Origin of the sequence: Mycobacterium sp. MAA66, from assembly GCF_041261665.1 — a bacterium.
Taxonomy (GTDB): domain Bacteria; phylum Actinomycetota; class Actinomycetes; order Mycobacteriales; family Mycobacteriaceae; genus Mycobacterium.
This window is the reverse complement of record NZ_JBGCCC010000003.1, coordinates 143,526-162,673: the sequence shown is the minus strand read 5'-3', so window position 1 is coordinate 162,673 and position 19,148 is coordinate 143,526. Positions and strand designations below refer to the sequence as shown.

The window sequence follows — 19,148 nt, the reverse complement described above, 5'->3', positions numbered from 1 at the left end:
AGACCTCCTCAGTCCTCGACAAGCGCCCAGATCGCCGCGCCCTGCTCAGGCGACAACGCGAAGCTGCCGAGGCGCAGGCGGCTGACCGGAAGATGTTCGCGAATGCGGCTGAGTGGAAGTGGGCTGATCTCACGCAGGGAGGCAGCCAACCGGAAACCGCCCGGGATAGCGACGCTGGGTTCTGGTGCTTCACCGGTTATCTCGCCCACGATGGCAATCGCACGGAATGGCTCGCCGTCAGGAAAGGCCGTCTTCGGTGAGTAGACGAAAATGCCGTCACCGATGTTCATGCGGGCCAACGGAGCTCGCTTGCCATGGTTCGCCATGATGAACCCCTCCCGGAGTCCGCGGCCGGCATGGTCGCGGGATGCGACGACCACCCAGGTCGTTCGCCCGTCATGTGGCGCCATGGGCTCACCCTACGAGTCGGCACCGACACTGCCGGCTAGACGTCGAAGCAGAACTCCACCACGTCCGCTACCGCCGTCTGCTCCCGGGGGAAAGTGTCGCCCGACGACCTGAACGCGACTCGCCGATCGGCATCTGTAGTCCAAGCGCGACTTTGTTGCATGCCATCGCACCGTAAGTCCGGCCCACGTACTCACACCGCCGCAGCAACAAGACACCTTGCGTTCCGAAGTGAATGGGTACCCGCGCTACCTCGAACAGCAGGTTCATCCTGCGCCGCCTCTTGCGGAACTTCACCATGAAGCGACAGCCAATGCCCACGGCCGCTAGTACCACGAAAATCCATAGTGACGCCGCCACGACATAGACCACCTCGAACGCCGCCATGACAACGAGCGTCCTTTGCGGCAGTAGCGCTTAGGTCACAGGCGAGGCGCATACCGGCCACGAATTCGAAGCGATACACAGACCCTTACTTCTTGGGCTGCTCAGACGTTGAAGCGGAACTCCACCACGTCGCCGTCGACCATGACGTAGTCCTTGCCTTCCATCCGCACCTTGCCTGCGGACTTGGCCGCCGCCATCGACCCGGCCTCGACCAGATCGGCGAAGGACACGATCTCGGCCTTGATGAAGCCCTTCTCGAAATCGGTGTGGATGACCCCGGCGGCCTTCGGTGCGGTGTCGCCCTGGTGGATGGTCCACGCCCGCGCTTCCTTCGGACCGGCGGTCAGGTACGTCTGCAACCGAAGCGTCCGAAAACCTGCGCGCGCCAACGCATCCAAGCCACGCTCGGTCTGGCCGATCGACTCCAGCAGTTCGGCGGCGGACTCGTCGTCCAGCTCCAGCAGCTCGGACTCGATCTTGGCGTCCAAGAACACCGCCTCGGCCGGAGCGACCAGCTCGCGCAGCTCGGCCTTGCGCGCCTCATCGGTCAGCACAGACTCGTCGGCGTTGAAGACGTACAGGAACGGCTTGACCGTCATCAGGTTCAGCTCGCGCAGCACCGACCAGTCCTTGCCGGTCGAGAACAGAGTCTTACCGTCATCGAATAAGGCCTGCGCCGCGACGGCCGCCTCAAGCACCGGCTTGCGGTCCTTGTTCGTGCGGGCTTCCTTTTCCAGGCGCGGTACGGCCTTCTCCAGCGTCTGCATGTCCGCGAGGATCAGCTCGGTCTCGATGACCTCGATGTCCGACTTGGGATCAACCCGGCCGTCGACGTGCACCACGTCGTCGTCGGCGAAGGCCCGCACCACCTGACAGATGGCGTCGGCCTCGCGGATGTTGGCCAGGAACTTGTTGCCCAGCCCGGCGCCTTCGGAGGCGCCCTTGACGATGCCGGCGATGTCGACGAACGTCACCGGCGCCGGGACGATCTTCTCCGACGCGAAGATCTCGGCCAGCTTGTCCAGCCGCGGGTCGGGCAGCGGCACCACGCCCTCATTCGGCTCGATCGTCGCGAATGGATAGTTGGCGGCGAGCACATCATTACGCGTCAACGCGTTGAACAACGTTGACTTTCCGACGTTCGGCAGACCGACGATTCCCAGGTTCAGACCCACGAGTTGGACAGTTTAGGAGACGCCACACTGTTGCAAACGCCACCTGGCGGGGCTATGGCCTCAATTCCCGGTACGGTCTAGGGGTGTCAGGACTGCGCGCTGGGTCGGAGACTTCGCCCGATCATGCTTCCGCGCTGCCTAATATTCCGGGAATCCCCTGGTGGGGGGCCATTGTGTTGGCGGTCACAGCGTCCGCCATCGGCTTCGCGTACGACGCAGGCACCGGTGACCGAGAACTCAGCATCGTCTTCGGGATCTGTTATGTGATCGGTTGCATCATGGCAGTGCTCGCCGTACGACCGGCCGGCGTATTCACCGCCACCATCCAGCCGCCGCTGATCCTGTTCGTCACAGTGCCCGGTGCCTACTTCCTGTTCCACAACGACAAGATTCACGGTCTCAAAGACCTGGCGATCACGTGTGGCTATCCGCTCATCGAGCGGTTCCCCCTGATGTTCTTCACATCAGCGACGGTCCTGGTGGTCGGGTTGGTCCGGCACTACATCATGCCGCCGATCCTCAAGCTGCCCGTGTCCGACGACGAGGACGAGCCGACCAGCCACCGGACCAAGGCGCCGCGCAAACACGAGGGCGAGACCGCAGCAGCGGCCGGCGGTATCGCGGCCATGCTGTCCGCCAAACTGACCAAGCTCACCACCGGCCAGACACCGCGCAGCACCCGCACCACAGCCAGCCGACGCCAGCCGCGTAACCCGGAATCAGACCCACCGCGGCGCGCGCGCCCGGCCACCGCAGCCACCTCGCGGGCGGGAACGCCTCGCGGTCACGCCGGCCGTCCCGCCGACACCGAATTCATCGACTCCCCCGTCCGCGCGCCACGCACGGCGCGGCCCAGCCGCCCGCGTCCGGCCGAAGCGATGGACTCCTCCGCCGTGCCACCTCGGCGCCCCCGTGCGGCCGCGCCCCGCGATCCCCGGCGCGCCACCCCGCCGCCGGACCGGCGCGAGACCCGAGACCTGCGTGATGGCCGGCCACAGCGACCGGAGCCCGGCGAACGGCCGATGCGCCGGCACCGCTACGCCGACGACGACGGGTACGAGCCCTACGGCCACCAGCCGCGGCAGACCGGCGGCCAGGCGGCCAACGGTGCCCGGCATCCGGTATCGCGCGTCCGGTATCGCGGCGACGACCCGTCCCCCAGGACCGAGCGCCCGCGGGAACGTCAACCGCGCAACTGGGAAGCCGACTCCTGGGAGTACGACATCTAGGTCCGCCTACCGCCAGCCCGCTTGCGGGCTGGCAGGCTACCGCCGGGCCGGACGAATCTCTCGCGGCAACGCGAACACCAGTGTCTCGTTGGCCGTGGTGACCGATTGCACTGTGCCGTAACCGAACTCGGCCAGCCGCTCCAGCACACCCCGCACCAATACCTCCGGCACCGACGCGCCCGAGGTCACCCCGACCGTCCTCACGCCTTCGAGCCAAGTCGGGTCGATGTCCTCGGCGTAGTCGACCAAGTGCGAGGCCTGCGACCCCGCGTTCAAGGCCACCTCGACCAGTCGCACCGAGTTCGACGAATTGCTTGAGCCGACCACGATCACCAGTTCGCACTCCGGCGCCATCGCCTTGACGGCAACCTGCCGGTTCTGGGTGGCGTAGCAGATGTCGTCGCTGGGCGGGTCCTGCAGCGTCGGGAACTTCTCCCGCAGCCGGCGGACGGTCTCCATGGTCTCGTCGACACTCAACGTGGTCTGGGACAGCCAGATCACCTTGTTCACGTCGCGGACGGTCACGTTGTCGACCGCGTCCGGCCCGTCGACCAGCTGCACGTGGTCGGGCGCCTCGCCGGCGGTACCGACCACCTCTTCATGGCCTTCGTGGCCGATCAGCAGGATGTCGTAGTCGTCGCGGGCGAAGCGCTTGGCCTCGTTGTGCACCTTGGTGACCAGCGGGCAGGTCGCGTCGATGACCTTCAGGTCGCGCGCGGCAGCGGTCTCGTGCACGGTCGGGGCGACACCGTGCGCGGAGAACACCACGATGGCCCCTTCGGGCACCTCGTCGGTCTCGGCCACGAACACCGCGCCGGCCTTGGCCAGCGTCTCCACCACGTGGCGGTTGTGGACGATCTCGTGCCGCACGTAGACCGGTGCGCCATGCTTCTCCAGGGCCCGTTCCACGGTCTCGACCGCCCGGTCGACGCCGGCACAGTAGCCTCGCGGTTCAGCGAGCAGGACGCGCTTTCCCGTCGCCGGTTCGACAATCGAACTGACGGCTCCGGGAATGCCCATGTTGATAGTCGGCGGCATGCGTCAAGGGTACTTACCGACAACCGAGCGGGGCCAGCCGTAGGCTGGCTGCCATGTCTAGTGCACCCTATGGCGTCCGCCTGATCGTCGGCGCGACGGCGACGGCCGTCGAGGAGACCCTCCGGCTTCCGCAGACCATCCTGGCGTTCCCGATGACGGTGGTCAGCCAGCTCGCCTCGATGGTGATGAAGATGCAGCAAGATCTGGCCGATCTGGTGATCAAAGGCGACGAGACCCTGGAAACCCTGTTCCCGCCCAAAGACGAGCAGCCCGAGTGGGCCACCTTCGACGAGGATCAGGGCGACGTCGACGTTCCGACTGCCGCCTTGCCCACCGACGGGACCCGGCTGACCGAGGGACGCTTCGCGCTGTACAGCGACATTCCGATCAACACCCAGGCCGGGGCGAGCGAAGCGACGGGAAACACCACCGGGGTGAGTGGAGCGACGGGAAATGCCACCGGGGCGAGCGGAGCGACGGGAAAAGCCACCGCGCAGAACAACGGCACGACGATCACCGCCGAGGTTCCCGAGATCGCCGAGGAGCTGGACTACGCATCACTGACGCTGGCCCAGCTGCGCGCCAGGCTGACCTCGCTGAAGTTGGCGGACCTCGAGGCCCTGTTGACCTACGAGAACCTCACCAAGGCGCGCGCCCCATTCCAGACGCTGCTGTCCAACAGGATCACCCGCGCGACCGCAAAGTGATCCGGCGGTGAGCACGGCCGACATACCGAATTCGGCCGAAAACCCTTGGCCGGTAAGGGCGGTGAGCACCCGGGTCGCCAAGTACATCGACCGGCTCGGCACCATTTGGATCGAGGGTCAGCTCACCGAACTCAAGCTGCGGCAGTCCACGGCCTGGATGGTGTTGCGCGACCCGGCCGCTGACATGTCTTTGTCGGTCAGCTGTCCTCGCGCGCTGGTCGAGGACGCCCCGGTCCCGCTCGCCGAGGGTACCCAGGTGATCATGCTGGGCAAGCCGCAGTTCTACACCCGCAACGGCTCATTCTCGTTGCGGATCAGTCAGATTCGCGCAGTCGGGCTCGGCGAGCTGCTGGCCCGGATCGATCGGCTGCGCCGCCTACTGGACGCCGAGGGCCTGTTCGACCCACGCCTGAAACGGCCGATCCCCTTCCTGCCCAACACCATTGGGCTCATCACCGGCCGGGCGTCGGCGGCCGAGCGAGACGTCATGAGCGTGGCCAGCGGCCGGTGGCCCGCGGTGCGCTTCGAGGTTTGCAACACCGCGGTGCAGGGCGCCAACGCGGTGGCACAGATCGTGGAAGCGTTGCGCGCGCTGGACTCCAACCCGACGGTCGATGTCATCGTGATCGCGCGCGGCGGCGGCAGCGTCGAGGATCTGCTGCCGTTCTCCGACGAGACGTTGTGCCGGGAGATCGCCAAGTGCACGACGCCGGTGGTCAGCGCCATCGGCCACGAACCCGACAATCCGTTGTGCGACCTGGTCGCCGATCTGCGGGCGGCAACTCCCACCGATGCCGCCAAACGCATCGTTCCCGACGCCGCCGCCGAGCAGGCCCGGGTGGCCGATCTGCGGCGGCGCAGCGCGCAGGCCCTGCGCAACTGGGTGCATCGCGAGCAGCGCGTCGTCGCGCAGCTGCACAGCCGTCCGGTGCTGGCCCAACCCCTGCAGGGGCTCACGGTGCGCGCCGAGGAGATCCACCGCGCAGTGACCGCGGCGCGCCGCGACATCAAACGACTGATTGCCTCCGAGTCCAACCACGTGGGCCATCTGACCGCGCGACTGTCCACCTTGGGCCCGGCCGCCACCCTGGCCCGCGGGTACGCGGTGGTGCAACACACGTCCTCCGACGGCGCGGTCCTTCGGTCGGTGCAGGACGCACCCGCGGGGACCAAGCTGCGAATCCGACTGGCCGACGGCGCCATCAGCACTGTGAGCGAAGGTATTGATGAAGAACATTAGTGAGTTGGGCTACGAGGATGCGCGCGACGAACTGATCGAGGTGGTACGCCGCCTCGAAGAGGGTGGGCTGGACCTGGACACCTCGCTGCAGCTCTGGGAAAGGGGCGAGCAGCTGGCAAAACGATGCGAAGAGCATCTGGCCGGCGCACGCAAGAGGGTCGAGGAGGCACTGGCCGCGGGGACCGACGAGGAAAGCTGACCAGACCGGCCGATCCGGACAAAGAGGTCGAAACTGAAACACGTTTCAGTTAGGCTGCTCTGTCATGGGTGACGCTTCCTTGACGACCGACCTCGGCCGAGTGCTGGTAACCGGCGGCTCCGGCTTCGTCGGCGCGAATCTGGTGACCGAACTGCTGGACCGCGGCCACGAGGTGCGGTCCTTCGACCGGGTCCCCTCGCCGCTGCCGGCGAACCCACGGCTACAGACCGTCGTCGGCGACATCACCAACCCCGACGACGTGGCTGCCGCGGTCGCCGGTATCGACACCATCATCCACACTGCCGCGATCATCGATCTGATGGGCGGCGCCTCGGTCACCGAGGAGTACCGCACGCGCAGCTTCAGCGTCAACGTCGGCGGCACCAAGAACCTGGTGGAGGCGGGCCGCGCCGCGGGCGTGAAGCGCTTCGTCTACACCGCATCCAACAGCGTCGTCATGGGCGGGCAGGACATTCAGAACGGCGACGAGACCATGCCGTACACCGCCCGGTTCAACGACCTCTACACCGAGACCAAGGTCGAGGCCGAGAAGTACGTGCTGTCACAGAACGGCGTCAACGGCATGCTCACGTGCTCCATCCGCCCGAGCGGCATCTGGGGCCGCGGCGATCAGACCATGTTCCGCAAGGTGTTCGAGAACATCCTGGCCGGTCACGTCAAGGTGTTGGTGGGCAACAAGAACATCAAGCTGGACAATTCCTACGTACACAACCTGATTCACGGCTTCATCCTGGCCGGCGAACACCTGGTGCCGGGCGGTACCGCACCCGGACAGGCCTATTTCATCAACGACGCCGACCCGATCAACATGTTCGAGTTCGCCCGTCCGGTGGTCGCCGCCTGCGGCCGCAAGCTGCCCAACACCCGGGTCTCGGGCAAGCTGGTGCACCGCGCGATGATGGTGTGGCAGTGGCTGCACTTCAAGTTCGGCATCCCCGAGCCGCTGATCGAGCCGCTGGCCGTGGAACGGCTCTACCTGAACAACTACTTCTCGGTGGCCAAGGCCAAGCGCGACCTGGGCTATCAGCCACTGTTCACCACCGAGCAGGCAGTGAAGGAATGCCTGCCGTACTACGTGGACCTGTTCCGCCAGATGGAATCAGAAGCCAAGTAGCCAGCCAGGACGGGCGCGGTCAGCGGTACAGTGCCGCGGGCCGATGGGTTGACTGTTCGATGCTCGCCGAGGCCGCGGCGAGCAGATCGGTACCGAGGGCGATGAGCGCTCGGGCTGCGGCAATCTCCTCGCCGATCATCGGTGCACTGCGGTCTCTCGGATTTCGATAGGCATCCCCCGTGGTGGCCATGGTGTCATCGCGGAGCCTGGCGTGTGCGGAGGCGTGGGTATGGACATCGTCTTCGAAGAACTCGATCTCGACGTGCCACGTGTTGGTCAGATCTTTGTCGTACATGTCGATCATCTTCCCTGCCCTAAGCGTGCTCCTTGCGCCGCTCGATGACCAGCACTGATTTCGCGCACCCGCCGAACGCACTCCGGAATCGCTGACGCACACGTAATGTCGAACGGGCACAGGATTTTCCATTCGACCGAGGAGTTCTGCCATGCCCGACGGCAAGCCCAACATCCTGGTGATCTGGGGCGACGACATCGGCATCAGCAACCTCAGCTGCTACAGCGACGGCCTGATGGGGTATCGCACCCCGAACATCGACCGCATCGCCACCGAGGGCATGCGCTTCACCGATTCCTACGGTGAGCAAAGCTGCACCGCCGGCCGCGCTGCCTTCATCAGTGGCCAAAGCGTGTACCGCACGGGGATGAGCAAAGTGGGCGTCCCCGGTGTCGATATCGGTTGGGCCGCAGAGGATCCCACCATCGCCGAACTGCTCAAGCCGATGGGCTACGCCACCGGACAATTCGGCAAGAACCACTTCGGCGACCTGAACAAGTACCTGCCGACAGTGCACGGATTCGATGAGTTCTACGGCAACCTGTACCACCTCAACGCCGAGGAGGAGCCGGAGAACTTCGACTACCCGCACAAGGACCAGTTCCCCCTCCTGTACGAGAAGGCATTGCCGCGCGGCGTGATGAACTGCAAGGCCACCGCCGAGGTCTCCACCGAGCCCGACGATCCGAAGTTCGGTCCAGTGGGCAAGCAGACCATCGAGGACACCGGCCCGCTGACCGCCAAGCGGATGGAGACCATCGACGACGACGTCGCCGAGCGCACCGTCGACTACATCAAACGGCAACACTCCGAAGGCAATCCGTTCTTCGTGTGGTGCAACTTCACCCACATGCACCTGTACACCCACGTCAAGCCGGAAAGTCGCGGACAGGCCGGGATATGGCAGTCCGAGTACCACGACGCGATGATCGACCACGACAAGAACGTGGGCACGGTGCTCGACGTCCTGGACGAATTGGACATCGCCGAGGACACCATCGTCATCTACTCCACCGACAACGGCCCGCACCGCAACACCTGGCCCGACGGCGGCACCACCCCGTTCCGCAGCGAGAAGAACACCAACTGGGAGGGCGCATTCCGCGTGCCGGAGCTGATCCGCTGGCCCGGAAAGATCAAGGCGGGCAGCGTATCCAACGACATCATCCAGCACCACGACTGGCTGCCGACGCTGCTGGCCGCCGCCGGTGACCCCGACGTCGCAGAGAAGCTCAAGAAGGGCCATCAGGCAGGTGCCGACGGGCAGACCGAGTACAAGGTGCACATCGACGGGTACAACCTGCTGCCATACCTGACGGGCGAGGCCGAACACAGCCCGCGCCGTGGCTTCTTCTACTTCAACGACGACGCAGAGCTGGTCGCGATGCGGTTCGAGAACTGGAAGATCGTCTTCGCCGAGCAGCGTTGCCAAGGCACACTGCGGATCTGGGCCGAACCGTTCACCCCGCTGCGGGTACCCAAGCTGTTCAACCTGCGCACCGACCCGTTCGAGTACGCCGACATCACGTCGAACACCTACTACGAATGGTTCCTGCGACGGGACTTCTTCGCCTTCTACGCCACCGCGATGGCCGCGGCCTTCCTCGACACGTTCAAGGAGTTCCCGCCCCGGCACCCACCGGCCAGCTTCAGCATCGATCAGATCGTCGAGAAGCTCCACGAGTTCTTGGCGGCCGATTAGGTGCTGCAATCCTGGAACGACGGTCCGACGAAGTCGGCGATCGTCGACTTCGTCGGACATATCACCACAGCGGGGCCGGATTTCGTTGCGCCCCAAGACCGTATCGCGGTTTTCGACAATGACGGCACGCTGTGGTGCGAGAAGCCGGCATACATCCAATTGGATTTTCTGGTGCGCCGGATGGCCGAGCAGGCCGCCGCTGACCCGACGCTGGCGGACCGTCAGCCCTACGCTGCCGCGACGGCCGGAGATCTGGCGTGGTTCGGCGACGCCGTCACCAAGCATTACAACGGCGATGACTCCGACTTGAAAATCCTTGCCGGTGGCGCCCTCTCGGCATATCAGGGGTTGCTCGTCGAAGACCACGCGCAGCACGTTGCAGACTTCTTCGCAGGCGCCCAGCACCCCACCCTGCACCGTCCGTACACCGCATGCGGCTACGCGCCGATGGTCGAGTTGCTGCGGTACCTGGAGTCGGCCGGGTTCACCTGCTACATCGTCTCCGGCGGAGGCCGCGACTTCATGCGACCGGTCACCGGCTCGATGTATGGCATTGCGCCAGAGCGAGTAATCGGCAGCTCGACAGCCGTGCAGTACCGCGACGGAGACCTGTTCACCACCGCTCAGCCGGAGTTTCTGTCCGACGGGCCGATCAAGCCGGCACGGATCTGGAGCCGCACCGGACGACGGCCGATCTTCGCGGCCGGCAACTCCAACGGCGACATCGAGATGCTCGAGTACGCCCGGGGCTTCCAGCTGTTGGTGCGGCACGACGACGCCGACCGCGAATTCGCTTATGTCGCAGGCGCCGAGCGGGCGCTGGAGTTGGCCGGCGAGCGGTCGTGGACGGTGGCGAGCATGCGCACTGATTGGGCCACTGTCTTTGACGCCTGACCTGGTCTGGATCCCCGCGCAGACCACTGTGCTCGGCTCCGATGACCACTACCCAGAGGAAGCGCCGGCCCACCAGGTGACCGTCGATGGCTTCTGGATCCAGCGGCACCAGGTGACCAACGCCGAGTTCGGAGCCTTCGTCGCGGCCACCGGGTACCGGACGGTGGCCGAGCGGCCGCTGGATCCCGCCGACTACCCGGACGCCCCGCCGGAGAATCTGCAACCCGGCTCCATGGTCTTCCAGCGCACCCCGGGGCCGGTCGACCTGCGCCACCTGAGCCAGTGGTGGACCTGGACGCCCGGGGCCTGCTGGAACCACCCCCGCGGCCCACGGTCATCGCTGCGCAACCGCGAGCAGCATCCGGTGGTACACGTGGCGTTCGACGACGCCGCGGCGTACTCGGACTGGGCGGGGCTGGCGTTGCCCACCGAGGCGCAATGGGAGCTGGCGGCCCGCGGCGGTCTGGACCGCGCCACGTACACCTGGGGCAACGAGCCCGAACCGGCAGGGCGGCAGATGGCGAACTACTGGCACGGCGAGTTCCCGTACCTGCCCGACACCGGCTACGGGCAGAGCGCGCCGGTCGGCAGTTTCGAGCCCAACGGCTACGGGCTGTTCGACATGGCGGGCAACGTCTGGGAATGGACCACCGACTTCTACGGCGACCTCCGAGATACCCAACCATGTTGTGCCGCAGACAGTTACGACTCCACGCAACCCGGGACACCCGTACCCCGGCGGGTGATCAAGGGCGGGTCGTTCCTGTGCGCCGACAGCTACTGCCTGCGCTACCGGCCGGCAGCGCGGCGCCCTCAGGCGATCGACACTGGAATGAGCCACATCGGCTTCCGGTGTGCACAGGCAGGGTGAGCCCAGACCTTCCCGTAGACCATCTGGTAAGGATGACGGTATCTACGCGCCTAGTTGGGAGCTGCAGTGAGCGACGCGGTACTGGTAACCGGAGCATTCGGCATGGTCGGCACACAAACCGTCAAACGCTTGGCCGCTGATGGCCGCCGGGTGGTGGCCACCGATCTGGACACCCCGGCCAACCGCTCGGCTGCCGAGAAACTGCCGGCGGGCGTACAGATGCGCTACGCCGATCTGACCGACCCGAAGGCCGTCGACACGTTGGTCAGCGAGATCGCACCGGCCGCGATCATCCACCTGGCCGCCATCATCCCGCCGTTCTGCTACGCCCGGCGCGGGCTGGCTCGCAAGGTCAACGTCGGGGCCACCGCGTCATTGCTGGCCGCGGCCGCCCGCCAGCCTGCTCCCCCGAGGTTCGTCCAGGCCTCCAGCATCGCGGTCTACGGCGCCCGCAACCCGCACAAGATCAGTGATGTGCTGACCGCCGAGACGCCGGTGAACCCGACCGACATCTACGGCCAGCACAAGGTCGAGGCCGAGGCCCTGGTGCGCGCCTCCGGCCTGGATTGGCTGATCCTGCGACTGGGCGGGGTGCTGACCTCCGAACCAGGCTTCGGCATGGACCGCGATCTGCTGTTCTTCGAGGGCGTGCTCCCCGCAGACGGTCGGTTGCAGACCGTCGATGTGCGCGACGTGGCGTCCGCGTTCGCCGCGGCCACCACCGTCGACGTCACCGGACGCGTGCTGCTGATCGGCGGCGACGACAGCCACCGCCAACTCCAGGGCGAGATCGCGCGCGAGACCACCGCCGCCATGGGCGTAGGCCAACTGACGCCGACCGGCCGGCCCGGCAACCCGGACAGCGACACCGATTGGTTCGCCACCGACTGGATGGACTCGGCGACCGCACAGGAAATCCTTGGCCACCAGCATCATTCGTGGCCGCAGACCCTCGCCGACACCGCGGCATTCATCGGCTGGAAGCGGTGGCCGATGTTGCTGGCCGCCCCGCTGGCCCGCTTCTACTTCACCAAAAACAATGTGTACCAAGGTGTTCCGGGCCCCTATGCGGACATCTGGAACACCATCCGCGACAAGTGGGGCGAGCCCGGGCCGGATGGAGATACGAAGTGAACGCGCATATCATCCCCAGCTGTAGACAGATTATGTAATCTGTCTACACCTGGGGCCCGATGGTCGGGGCACGGGACTGCCTTCGATCGCGCCAGGAGAATCCAGTGAGCACACAACGCAATGCCATCGTGGTCGGCGGAGCATCCGGCATCGGCTGGGCTTCGGCCCGCGGCCTGGCCGCCCAGGGCTACCGGGTCACCATCGCCGACCTGAACGCCGACGGCGCCGCGGCCCGCGCCGCCGAGCTGGGTGCCCCGCACACCGCAGTTCGCGTCGATGTGACCGACGAAGCCTCTGTCGCAGCGGCTTTCGAAGCCGCCGGTGAGCTGGACGCGGTCGTCAGCTGCGCCGGATTCTCGAACATCGGGCTGATCGTCGACCTCGCGGTGGACGACTTCCGGTCGGTGATCGAGTGCTGTCTGATCGGTGGCTTCACCGTTGCCAAATACGCCGGGCGGCAGCTGCGCGAAGGCGGGTCACTGGTGTCGATCTCCTCACTCAACGGCCGGCAGCCGGCCATCGGGATGAGCGCCTACTGTGCGGCCAAGGCCGGCTTGTCGATGCTGACCCAGGTCGCGGCATTGGAGATGGCACCCAAGGGCATTCGGGTCAACGCAGTGGCGCCGGGCTTCGTACACACCCCGCTGACCGAAGCCGCCGCGATGATCCCGGGCGTGGTCGAGGAGTACATCGAGAACACCGCACTCGGCCGGGCCGGCACACCCGAAGACATCGCCAACGCCGTGCTGTTCCTGTGCTCGGAGCAGGCGTCCTGGATGACCGGCGAGGTACTCGACCTCAACGGTGGTGCCCATATGAAGCGGTATCCGGACATCATCGGCCACGTGATGAAACTGGCAGGCGCACAATAGGTTGCGCTAGATCGGCGGTGCTTTCTGCGTCGCCTGCGCCAACGTCTGGAAGTCTCCTTCGCCGGCCGGCCCCGTAAGGGCCACCTGCGACGGCCCCTTGGCACTGTTCAGCCGGGCCGTCCAGACCGGCTCGGCGCCCTGCTGACTGTCGCCTGCGCCCTCGTACACCACCCAGTGCACACCGTCGATGTCCTTGGCGCCGGTCGGGTACATGCCGGCGTGGATCGAGGCCACCAGCTTCTCTTCGTCCGCGTTGCTCTGAATCAGCGCCAGGTACATCCCGGCCGGGGTCAGGTAGCCGACCGTCGAGGACACCGCCGGCATCGGCTGATGGGTCGCCGCGTCCGTTCGGCCCGCATCGATGCTGCGGCGGGAGCCGGAGTTGGCATGCCAACCATCCGGCAGGACCGGCACCCGGATCGGCAGGTGCAGCGCCGCTGCATCAGCCTTCAGCGCCGCCGGGGCGTCGTACTGCGGGATCGGCCCCCGACCGGGCCCGGCGGGCGCGAAAGAACACATACCGAGCAGCCCGGCCAGCGCGATGCAGGCCAGCACCAAAGGCGCCATCGACCAGAACATATCGCGGCCGTCCTGCAGCAGGCGGTCCTTGGCCGGGCGCGGTACCGGAACCGACTGACCAGCCCCGATGGGTCCGGGCTGCGGCTCCGCAGACCCCGGCGATGATGACGTCACAGTGCTCAGTATCCCAGCTCCCCGAGCCGAGCCGACTAATGGGACAATCTGCGCATGACGCCATCGCGCCGCGAAGCCCCCGACCGCAACCTCGCCCTTGAACTGGTCCGAGTCACCGAAGCCGGCGCCATGGCCGCCGGCCGCTGGGTGGGCCGTGGCGATAAGGAAGGCGGCGACGGCGCTGCAGTCGACGCAATGCGTGAGCTGGTCAATTCGGTGTCGATGCGCGGCGTCGTGGTCATCGGTGAGGGCGAGAAGGACAACGCCCCGATGCTCTACAACGGCGAGGAAGTCGGCAACGGCGACGGCCCCGACTGCGACTTTGCGGTCGACCCGGTGGACGGCACCACCCTGATGAGCAAGGGCATGCCCAACGCCATCTCGGTGCTGGCGGTAGCCGAGCGCGGCAGCATGTTCGACCCCTCGGCGGTGTTCTACATGAACAAGATCGCCGTCGGCCCGGACGCGGCCGACGTGCTGGACATCACCGCCCCCATCGCCGAGAACATCCGCAAGGTGGCTCAGGCCAAGAACTCGTCGGTCGCCGACCTGACCGTGTGCATCCTGGACCGTCCGCGCCACCAGGAACTGATGGCCGAGGTCCGTTCCACCGGTGCCCGGCTCCGGCTGATCTCCGACGGTGACGTCGCCGGCGCCATCTCGGCCTGTCGGCCGAACTCGGGCACCGACATGCTGGTCGGCATCGGCGGCACCCCCGAGGGCATCATCGCCGCCGCGGCCATCCGCTGTATGGGCGGTGAAATCCAGGCCACCCTTGCCCCCACCACCGATGACGAGCGGCAGCGGGCGCTCGACCGCGGATACGACTTGGACCGGGTGCTGACCACCGAGGACCTGGTCTCCGGCGACAATGTCTTCTTCTGCGCCACCGGCGTCACCGACGGCGACCTGCTGCGCGGTGTGCGTTACTTCGGCGGCGGCTGCACCACCCACTCGATCGTCATGCGCTCCAAGTCCGGCACCGTCCGGATGATCGAGGCATACCACCGTCTGTCAAAGCTCAACGAGTATTCCGCGGTGGACTTCACCGGGGATCTCTCTGCAGCACACCCCCTTCCGTAATTCTCTTCCGTCATCACACGCACTACGAAAACAAAGGGAGCACATGGCCGACAACGCTGTCGAAGGTGAGTACCGGATCGAGCACGACACCATGGGCGAGGTCCGGGTGCCGATCAACGCCCTATGGCGGGCCCAGACCCAGCGCGCAGTGGAGAACTTCCCCATCTCGTTCCGCGGCCTGGAGCGCACCCAGATCCGCGCACTGGGACTGCTCAAAGCCGCTTGCGCTCAGGTCAACAAGGACCTGGGCCTGCTGGGCCCGGAGAAGGCTGACGCCATCATCGCCGCCGCCGGTGAGATCGCCGACGGTAAGCACGACGACCAGTTCCCGATCGATGTGTTCCAGACCGGTTCGGGCACCAGCTCGAACATGAACGCCAACGAGGTGATCGCCTCGATCGCCGCCCGTGACGGCGTGACGGTGCACCCCAACGACGACGTCAACATGTCGCAGAGCTCGAACGACACCTTCCCCACCGCGACGCACATTGCTGCGACGGAAGCCGCTGTGCGCCACTTGATTCCGGCCCTTGAGGTGCTGCACGAGGCGTTGGCCGTCAAGGCCCGCCAGTGGCGGACCGTGGTCAAGTCCGGCCGCACCCACCTGATGGACGCCGTCCCGGTGACCCTGGGCCAGGAGTTCGGCGGCTACGCCCGCCAGGTCGAGGCCGGCATCGAACGGGTCCGCGCCACGCTGCCCCGCCTGGGCGAGCTGGCCATCGGCGGCACCGCCGTCGGCACCGGCCTGAACGCGCCCGACGGCTTCGGCGCCAAGGTGGTCGAGGTGTTGGTGGTCACCACCGGTATCGCCGAACTGCGCACCGCCACCGACTCTTTCGAGGCGCAGGCCGCCCGTGACGGGCTGGTCGAGGCGTCCGGCGCGCTGAAGACCATCGCGGTCTCGCTGACCAAGATCGCCAATGATGTGCGCTGGATGGGTTCGGGCCCGCTGACCGGCCTGGGCGAGATCCAGCTGCCGGACCTGCAGCCGGGCAGCTCGATCATGCCGGGCAAGGTGAATCCCGTTCTGCCGGAAGCGGTTACCCAGGTCGCCGCACAGGTGATCGGTAACGACGCGGCGGTCACCGTCGGCGGCCTGTCCGGCGCCTTCGAGCTGAACGTCTACATCCCGATGATGGCCCGCAACGTGCTCGAGTCCTTCACGCTGCTGTCCAACGTGTCCCGACTGTTCGCCGAGAAGTGCATCGACGGCCTGGTCGCCAACGAGGCACATCTGCGTACGCTCGCCGAGTCGTCTCCGTCCATCGTGACGCCGCTGAACTCCGCGATCGGCTACGAGGAGGCCGCCAAGGTCGCCAAGGAAGCCCTCAAGGAGCGCAAGACCATTCGGCAGACGGTGATCGACCGTGGCCTGATCGGCGACAAGCTCTCCGAGGCCGAGCTGGACAAGCGCCTGGACGTGCTGGCCATGGCCAAGGTCAAGCCGGGCTCGTAGTCCTCTTTACTGCACCGAAGTGCCCCTTTCCTTTTGGGAAGGGGCACTTCGTCTTTGGCTGCACATGACAGCCCGGCTCACCGCCGCGATCAGGCGACCGCAGTCTGGCCCGCCTCCATCGCCAGGTTGAACACCGCGCCATCGATCGTACGCAGCGCGTGCAGCGCTCGATGCTGACGCGGGCCGGAGACCAAAACCTCTGCGGCGTCCAGAGATTCGATGGCCGCGACCATGATTGCTGATTCGCTCTCCAGCAATGCCGCGATGTTGTGCCCGATGACGGTTCCCGCCTGGCCCAAAAACTCGGTCAGCCGCGGCGGCATCGGACCCGGCGCAGTGTCGGCGGCCCGCGCCAACACCCGGGCGTGATGGTCGCACACCGTCAAAAGCCGCATCGCCCGTTGTACGCTGCCACGCCCGCCGATCCCGAATATGCCCGCGGTCAACGGTTTTGCGCTGAGCCGCAGCGCATGCAGCTCCCGGTGCAGCCGCCGGGCCAATTCGGTTGCGCCCGATCCGTCGCCGGCTATCGAGGCGGCGACGACCTCTGACAACGTGCCGAGAAAAGTCTCAGCGCCGATCCGGGCCGTTGCCAGGGTCTTGGTCGGCAGCACCAACGCCGCCACCGCAACACCGATCACTGTGCCGACCGCGGTCTCCTCGAGACGCAACACCAGCACGCCCACGCTGAACTGCCCCATCAAGCCGTACAACAACGCCAGCATCGTGGTGATGCAGAACATCATCACGCCGTAGGAAACCTTCTGGAAGTAGAAGCCGAGGAACAGGCAGGCGAAGATGAGCACCAGGGCGACCACCTGGTGGCCGGATACCAAGGCGGCCACCAGAACACCGGCCGGCACGCCCAAAATGGTGCCGAACAGTCGTTGCCAGCCCCGGGTCAGGATTTCGCCCCGCGAGGTGGTTCCAGCGAACACCACGAACGCCGTTATCACCGCCCAATACCAGCGAGCCGGCGATACCAGTTCGCCGGCGACGATCGCCAGACCGCCGGCGATGGACGCTTGGATCGCCTGCCGGGTGGCCGGATTCAAGCCCTGGTCCGCCTCCTGGGCGTCGTCGTCGGAACCCGGGTCATCACCGATGCCGAACGGCTCGGTGGCATCATCGTCGGCCACCGCATCTGGGGAAGCCGTGTCGATCTCGCGCACCAGCGCTCGCATCTCGGTGATGGCCGTGCCCATGCCGAGCACCGCGAACGCCACCGAGCGGACCTCGGCCGAGGTGTCGACGGTGCGGTGCATGACCTCTTCGGCCAGGGCGATCGACCGGGCCAGGTTCTCATCCGACGGACCGCTGGATGCCGCGGACAGCTCGGTCAGCGACGCCGTCAACAGCGCACGTGCGCCCGCATCCACCACACCCGCCCGCGCGCATGCCACGGCCAAGCGTTCGACGCCGAGTTCGGCATCGAAGAGCCGCAGGATCAGCACGTCGTCATCGATGCCGGGCCACAGCCCCTCCACACCGCTGGCAAGCTGATCCTCGACCATCACCACGGTTTCGTTGAGTTGCGTTATCCGCCTGCGCATTCGGCGCCGCAGCCGGTCGTCATAGCCGCCCGACCGCAACGCTTCGGCACTGAGATCGATGACCGCTGCGATCCGCAGCCACAACGCCCACACGGTGTACCGCAGCACCCGATCAGGACGATCCGGCATCAGATAGGACCTGATCAGCAGGCTGCCCGCTGTCCCGATCACGATGGCGCACACCAGCTTCGGCACTTCGGCAACCTGTGCGCCGAGGAACAGCGCGAAAAAGTACGCCATGAAAGCCACCATGCCCAGCGCCATCCCGCGACTGCCGAACCGGCGCACGTACGCAGCGACGAAGATCACCGCTACGAAGGCGACCTCGCTGACGGTTTTGTGGGAAGCCAGAAGCGCCGCGACAGTCACCGCGGCACTTGCCGACACGGGCAGCAGCAGCATGGTGATCTTCTGCTGCCGCGGATCGGGATCGTTGACGGCCATCGCGGCCTGCATCGCGATGACCACCCCGAGCATCGCCACGGTCACCGGCCCTCCGGTCACCTTGGTGAGCAGTGTCAGCGCCACCAACACGGCCACCAGCGTCACCGTGGTGCGAATGGTGGTGTGCAGGCGCAACAGACCCGGATCTGAGCCGATCAGCCAGTTCAGCGTCCGCTCTCGTAGCTCCGCCGGACGCATCCCACCTTCTTCCGTTGAGTGTGTGCTCACCCGTAAGGGTTACGACGCTACACACTCACGGCAGAAGTGCAGGTGGGTGGTGGACCGCAGTCCACCACCCAACCTGCGGGCCCGGACGCCGGCTCAGGGCGTCCAGGTACCGAACGGAACGAACGGATCGCTGCCGAACGGTGTGTACGGATCAGCACCCCCGACGCGCTGATCGCGTGGGTACACAGCCGCCGGTCCACCCGGGGGCAGGATGACAGAACCACCGTTGCCCGAGCCGGGGCCGACGGCCGGCGGCGCGGCGAGAGCCAACGGCGCAGCCGCGATGGCGACCAGGGCAGCACCGCCCGTCAATAGCGACGCGATGGCAATCTTGTTGATTCTCAACTGAAGTCCTTTCACTCGACTTTCGCCGTCGGCTCGGCGGCCGCCTTCGACCGCTGGAGT

The 19,148-nt window shown here is 66.4% G+C and carries 19 protein-coding genes; 12 read left to right on the top strand and 7 right to left on the bottom strand.

Annotated elements, in window-relative coordinates:
* Positions 1-8: 8 nt before the first annotated feature.
* Together ABIA30_RS13005 and ychF are read right to left on the bottom strand one after the other, a co-directional pair.
* Positions 9-410, bottom strand: a complete 402-nt coding sequence (locus ABIA30_RS13005; protein WP_370065866.1) for a hypothetical protein — start codon at positions 408-410, stop codon at positions 9-11.
* A gap of 486 nt (positions 411-896) precedes the next feature.
* The gene (gene ychF / locus ABIA30_RS13000) at positions 897-1,970 is read right to left on the bottom strand and encodes a redox-regulated ATPase YchF (RefSeq protein ID WP_370065864.1); all 1,074 of its coding nucleotides are present in this window, start codon (positions 1,968-1,970) and stop codon (positions 897-899) included.
* An 83-nt stretch (positions 1,971-2,053) separates the two neighbouring features.
* Here ychF and ABIA30_RS12995 point away from each other — a divergent pair, with 83 nt between their 5' ends.
* Positions 2,054-3,199 carry a DUF6542 domain-containing protein gene (locus tag ABIA30_RS12995; RefSeq protein WP_370065862.1) on the top strand — a complete coding sequence of 382 codons (1,146 nt, stop codon included), beginning with the start codon at positions 2,054-2,056 and terminating at the stop codon, positions 3,197-3,199.
* 36 nt (positions 3,200-3,235) lie between these two features.
* Here the strand turns inward: ABIA30_RS12995 and ABIA30_RS12990 are convergent, their stop codons facing one another.
* On the bottom strand, positions 3,236-4,237 hold the full coding sequence (locus ABIA30_RS12990) for a 4-hydroxy-3-methylbut-2-enyl diphosphate reductase (RefSeq protein ID WP_370065860.1): 1,002 nt from the start codon (positions 4,235-4,237) through the stop codon (positions 3,236-3,238).
* 53 nt (positions 4,238-4,290) lie between these two features.
* Between ABIA30_RS12990 and ABIA30_RS12985 the strand changes: the two genes are divergently transcribed.
* The 4 genes from ABIA30_RS12985 (at position 4,291) to ABIA30_RS12970 (ending at position 7,518) form a co-directional block, all read left to right on the top strand.
* A complete protein-coding gene (locus ABIA30_RS12985) occupies positions 4,291-4,944 on the top strand; it encodes a lipid droplet-associated protein (RefSeq protein WP_370065858.1) in 654 nt (217 codons plus the stop codon).
* 7 nt (positions 4,945-4,951) lie between these two features.
* Entirely contained in the window at positions 4,952-6,184 is a 1,233-nt protein-coding gene (gene xseA / locus ABIA30_RS12980) for an exodeoxyribonuclease VII large subunit (RefSeq protein ID WP_370065856.1), read from the top strand.
* Entirely contained in the window at positions 6,171-6,383 is a 213-nt protein-coding gene (locus tag ABIA30_RS12975; RefSeq protein WP_370065854.1) for an exodeoxyribonuclease VII small subunit, read from the top strand. The genes xseA and ABIA30_RS12975 overlap by 14 nt, the downstream gene beginning before the upstream one ends.
* Positions 6,384-6,447: 64 nt before the next feature.
* On the top strand, positions 6,448-7,518 hold the full coding sequence (locus ABIA30_RS12970) for an NAD-dependent epimerase/dehydratase family protein (RefSeq protein ID WP_370065852.1): 1,071 nt from the start codon (positions 6,448-6,450) through the stop codon (positions 7,516-7,518).
* A 19-nt stretch (positions 7,519-7,537) separates the two neighbouring features.
* On the opposite strand, the gene ABIA30_RS12965 is transcribed toward ABIA30_RS12970, so the two are convergent.
* On the bottom strand, positions 7,538-7,813 hold the full coding sequence (locus ABIA30_RS12965) for a dsRBD fold-containing protein (protein ID WP_370065850.1): 276 nt from the start codon (positions 7,811-7,813) through the stop codon (positions 7,538-7,540).
* 151 nt (positions 7,814-7,964) lie between these two features.
* Between ABIA30_RS12965 and ABIA30_RS12960 the strand changes: the two genes are divergently transcribed.
* From ABIA30_RS12960 to ABIA30_RS12940, 5 genes are all read left to right on the top strand, one after another.
* Positions 7,965-9,515, top strand: a complete 1,551-nt coding sequence (locus ABIA30_RS12960; RefSeq protein WP_370065848.1) for an arylsulfatase — start codon at positions 7,965-7,967, stop codon at positions 9,513-9,515.
* A complete protein-coding gene (locus ABIA30_RS12955; RefSeq protein WP_370065846.1) occupies positions 9,516-10,409 on the top strand; it encodes an HAD family hydrolase in 894 nt (297 codons plus the stop codon).
* Positions 10,399-11,280, top strand: a complete 882-nt coding sequence (locus ABIA30_RS12950; protein ID WP_370065844.1) for a formylglycine-generating enzyme family protein — start codon at positions 10,399-10,401, stop codon at positions 11,278-11,280. The genes ABIA30_RS12955 and ABIA30_RS12950 overlap by 11 nt, the downstream gene beginning before the upstream one ends.
* 66 nt (positions 11,281-11,346) lie before the next feature.
* Positions 11,347-12,414 (top strand): NAD-dependent epimerase/dehydratase family protein, encoded by a 1,068-nt coding sequence (locus ABIA30_RS12945; RefSeq protein WP_370065841.1) that lies wholly within the window; start codon positions 11,347-11,349, stop codon positions 12,412-12,414.
* A gap of 104 nt (positions 12,415-12,518) precedes the next feature.
* On the top strand, positions 12,519-13,286 hold the full coding sequence (locus ABIA30_RS12940; protein ID WP_370065839.1) for an SDR family NAD(P)-dependent oxidoreductase: 768 nt from the start codon (positions 12,519-12,521) through the stop codon (positions 13,284-13,286).
* A 6-nt stretch (positions 13,287-13,292) separates the two neighbouring features.
* On the opposite strand, the gene ABIA30_RS12935 is transcribed toward ABIA30_RS12940, so the two are convergent.
* Positions 13,293-13,979, bottom strand: coding sequence for a DUF4245 domain-containing protein (locus ABIA30_RS12935; protein WP_370065837.1), 687 nt, complete (start codon positions 13,977-13,979; stop codon positions 13,293-13,295).
* A 54-nt stretch (positions 13,980-14,033) separates the two neighbouring features.
* Between ABIA30_RS12935 and glpX the strand changes: the two genes are divergently transcribed.
* Both glpX and ABIA30_RS12925 read left to right on the top strand, forming a co-directional pair.
* A complete protein-coding gene (gene glpX / locus ABIA30_RS12930; protein ID WP_370065835.1) occupies positions 14,034-15,062 on the top strand; it encodes a class II fructose-bisphosphatase in 1,029 nt (342 codons plus the stop codon).
* Between the two features lie 43 nt (positions 15,063-15,105).
* The gene (locus tag ABIA30_RS12925; protein WP_370065833.1) at positions 15,106-16,518 is read left to right on the top strand and encodes a class II fumarate hydratase; all 1,413 of its coding nucleotides are present in this window, start codon (positions 15,106-15,108) and stop codon (positions 16,516-16,518) included.
* A gap of 89 nt (positions 16,519-16,607) precedes the next feature.
* Here the strand turns inward: ABIA30_RS12925 and ABIA30_RS12920 are convergent, their stop codons facing one another.
* A complete protein-coding gene (locus tag ABIA30_RS12920) occupies positions 16,608-18,743 on the bottom strand; it encodes an FUSC family protein (protein ID WP_370065831.1) in 2,136 nt (711 codons plus the stop codon).
* 93 nt (positions 18,744-18,836) lie between these two features.
* Entirely contained in the window at positions 18,837-19,088 is a 252-nt protein-coding gene (locus tag ABIA30_RS12915; RefSeq protein WP_370065829.1) for a hypothetical protein, read from the bottom strand.
* Positions 19,089-19,148: the final 60 nt, after the last annotated feature.

Excerpts from the sequence above, each read along its gene's own strand:
- ABIA30_RS13005 (WP_370065866.1), bottom strand. The coding sequence starts at position 410 with ATGGCGCCACATGACGGGCGAACGACCTGGGTGGTCGTCGCATCCCGC.
- ABIA30_RS12990 (WP_370065860.1), bottom strand. The coding sequence starts at position 4,237 with ATGCCGCCGACTATCAACATGGGCATTCCCGGAGCCGTCAGTTCGATT.
- ABIA30_RS12985 (WP_370065858.1), top strand. The coding sequence starts at position 4,291 with ATGTCTAGTGCACCCTATGGCGTCCGCCTGATCGTCGGCGCGACGGCG.
- ABIA30_RS12975 (WP_370065854.1), top strand. The coding sequence starts at position 6,171 with ATGAAGAACATTAGTGAGTTGGGCTACGAGGATGCGCGCGACGAACTG.
- ABIA30_RS12970 (WP_370065852.1), top strand. The coding sequence starts at position 6,448 with ATGGGTGACGCTTCCTTGACGACCGACCTCGGCCGAGTGCTGGTAACC.
- ABIA30_RS12965 (WP_370065850.1), bottom strand. The coding sequence starts at position 7,813 with ATGTACGACAAAGATCTGACCAACACGTGGCACGTCGAGATCGAGTTC.
- ABIA30_RS12960 (WP_370065848.1), top strand. The coding sequence starts at position 7,965 with ATGCCCGACGGCAAGCCCAACATCCTGGTGATCTGGGGCGACGACATC.
- glpX (WP_370065835.1), top strand. The coding sequence starts at position 14,034 with ATGACGCCATCGCGCCGCGAAGCCCCCGACCGCAACCTCGCCCTTGAA.
- ABIA30_RS12925 (WP_370065833.1), top strand. The coding sequence starts at position 15,106 with ATGGCCGACAACGCTGTCGAAGGTGAGTACCGGATCGAGCACGACACC.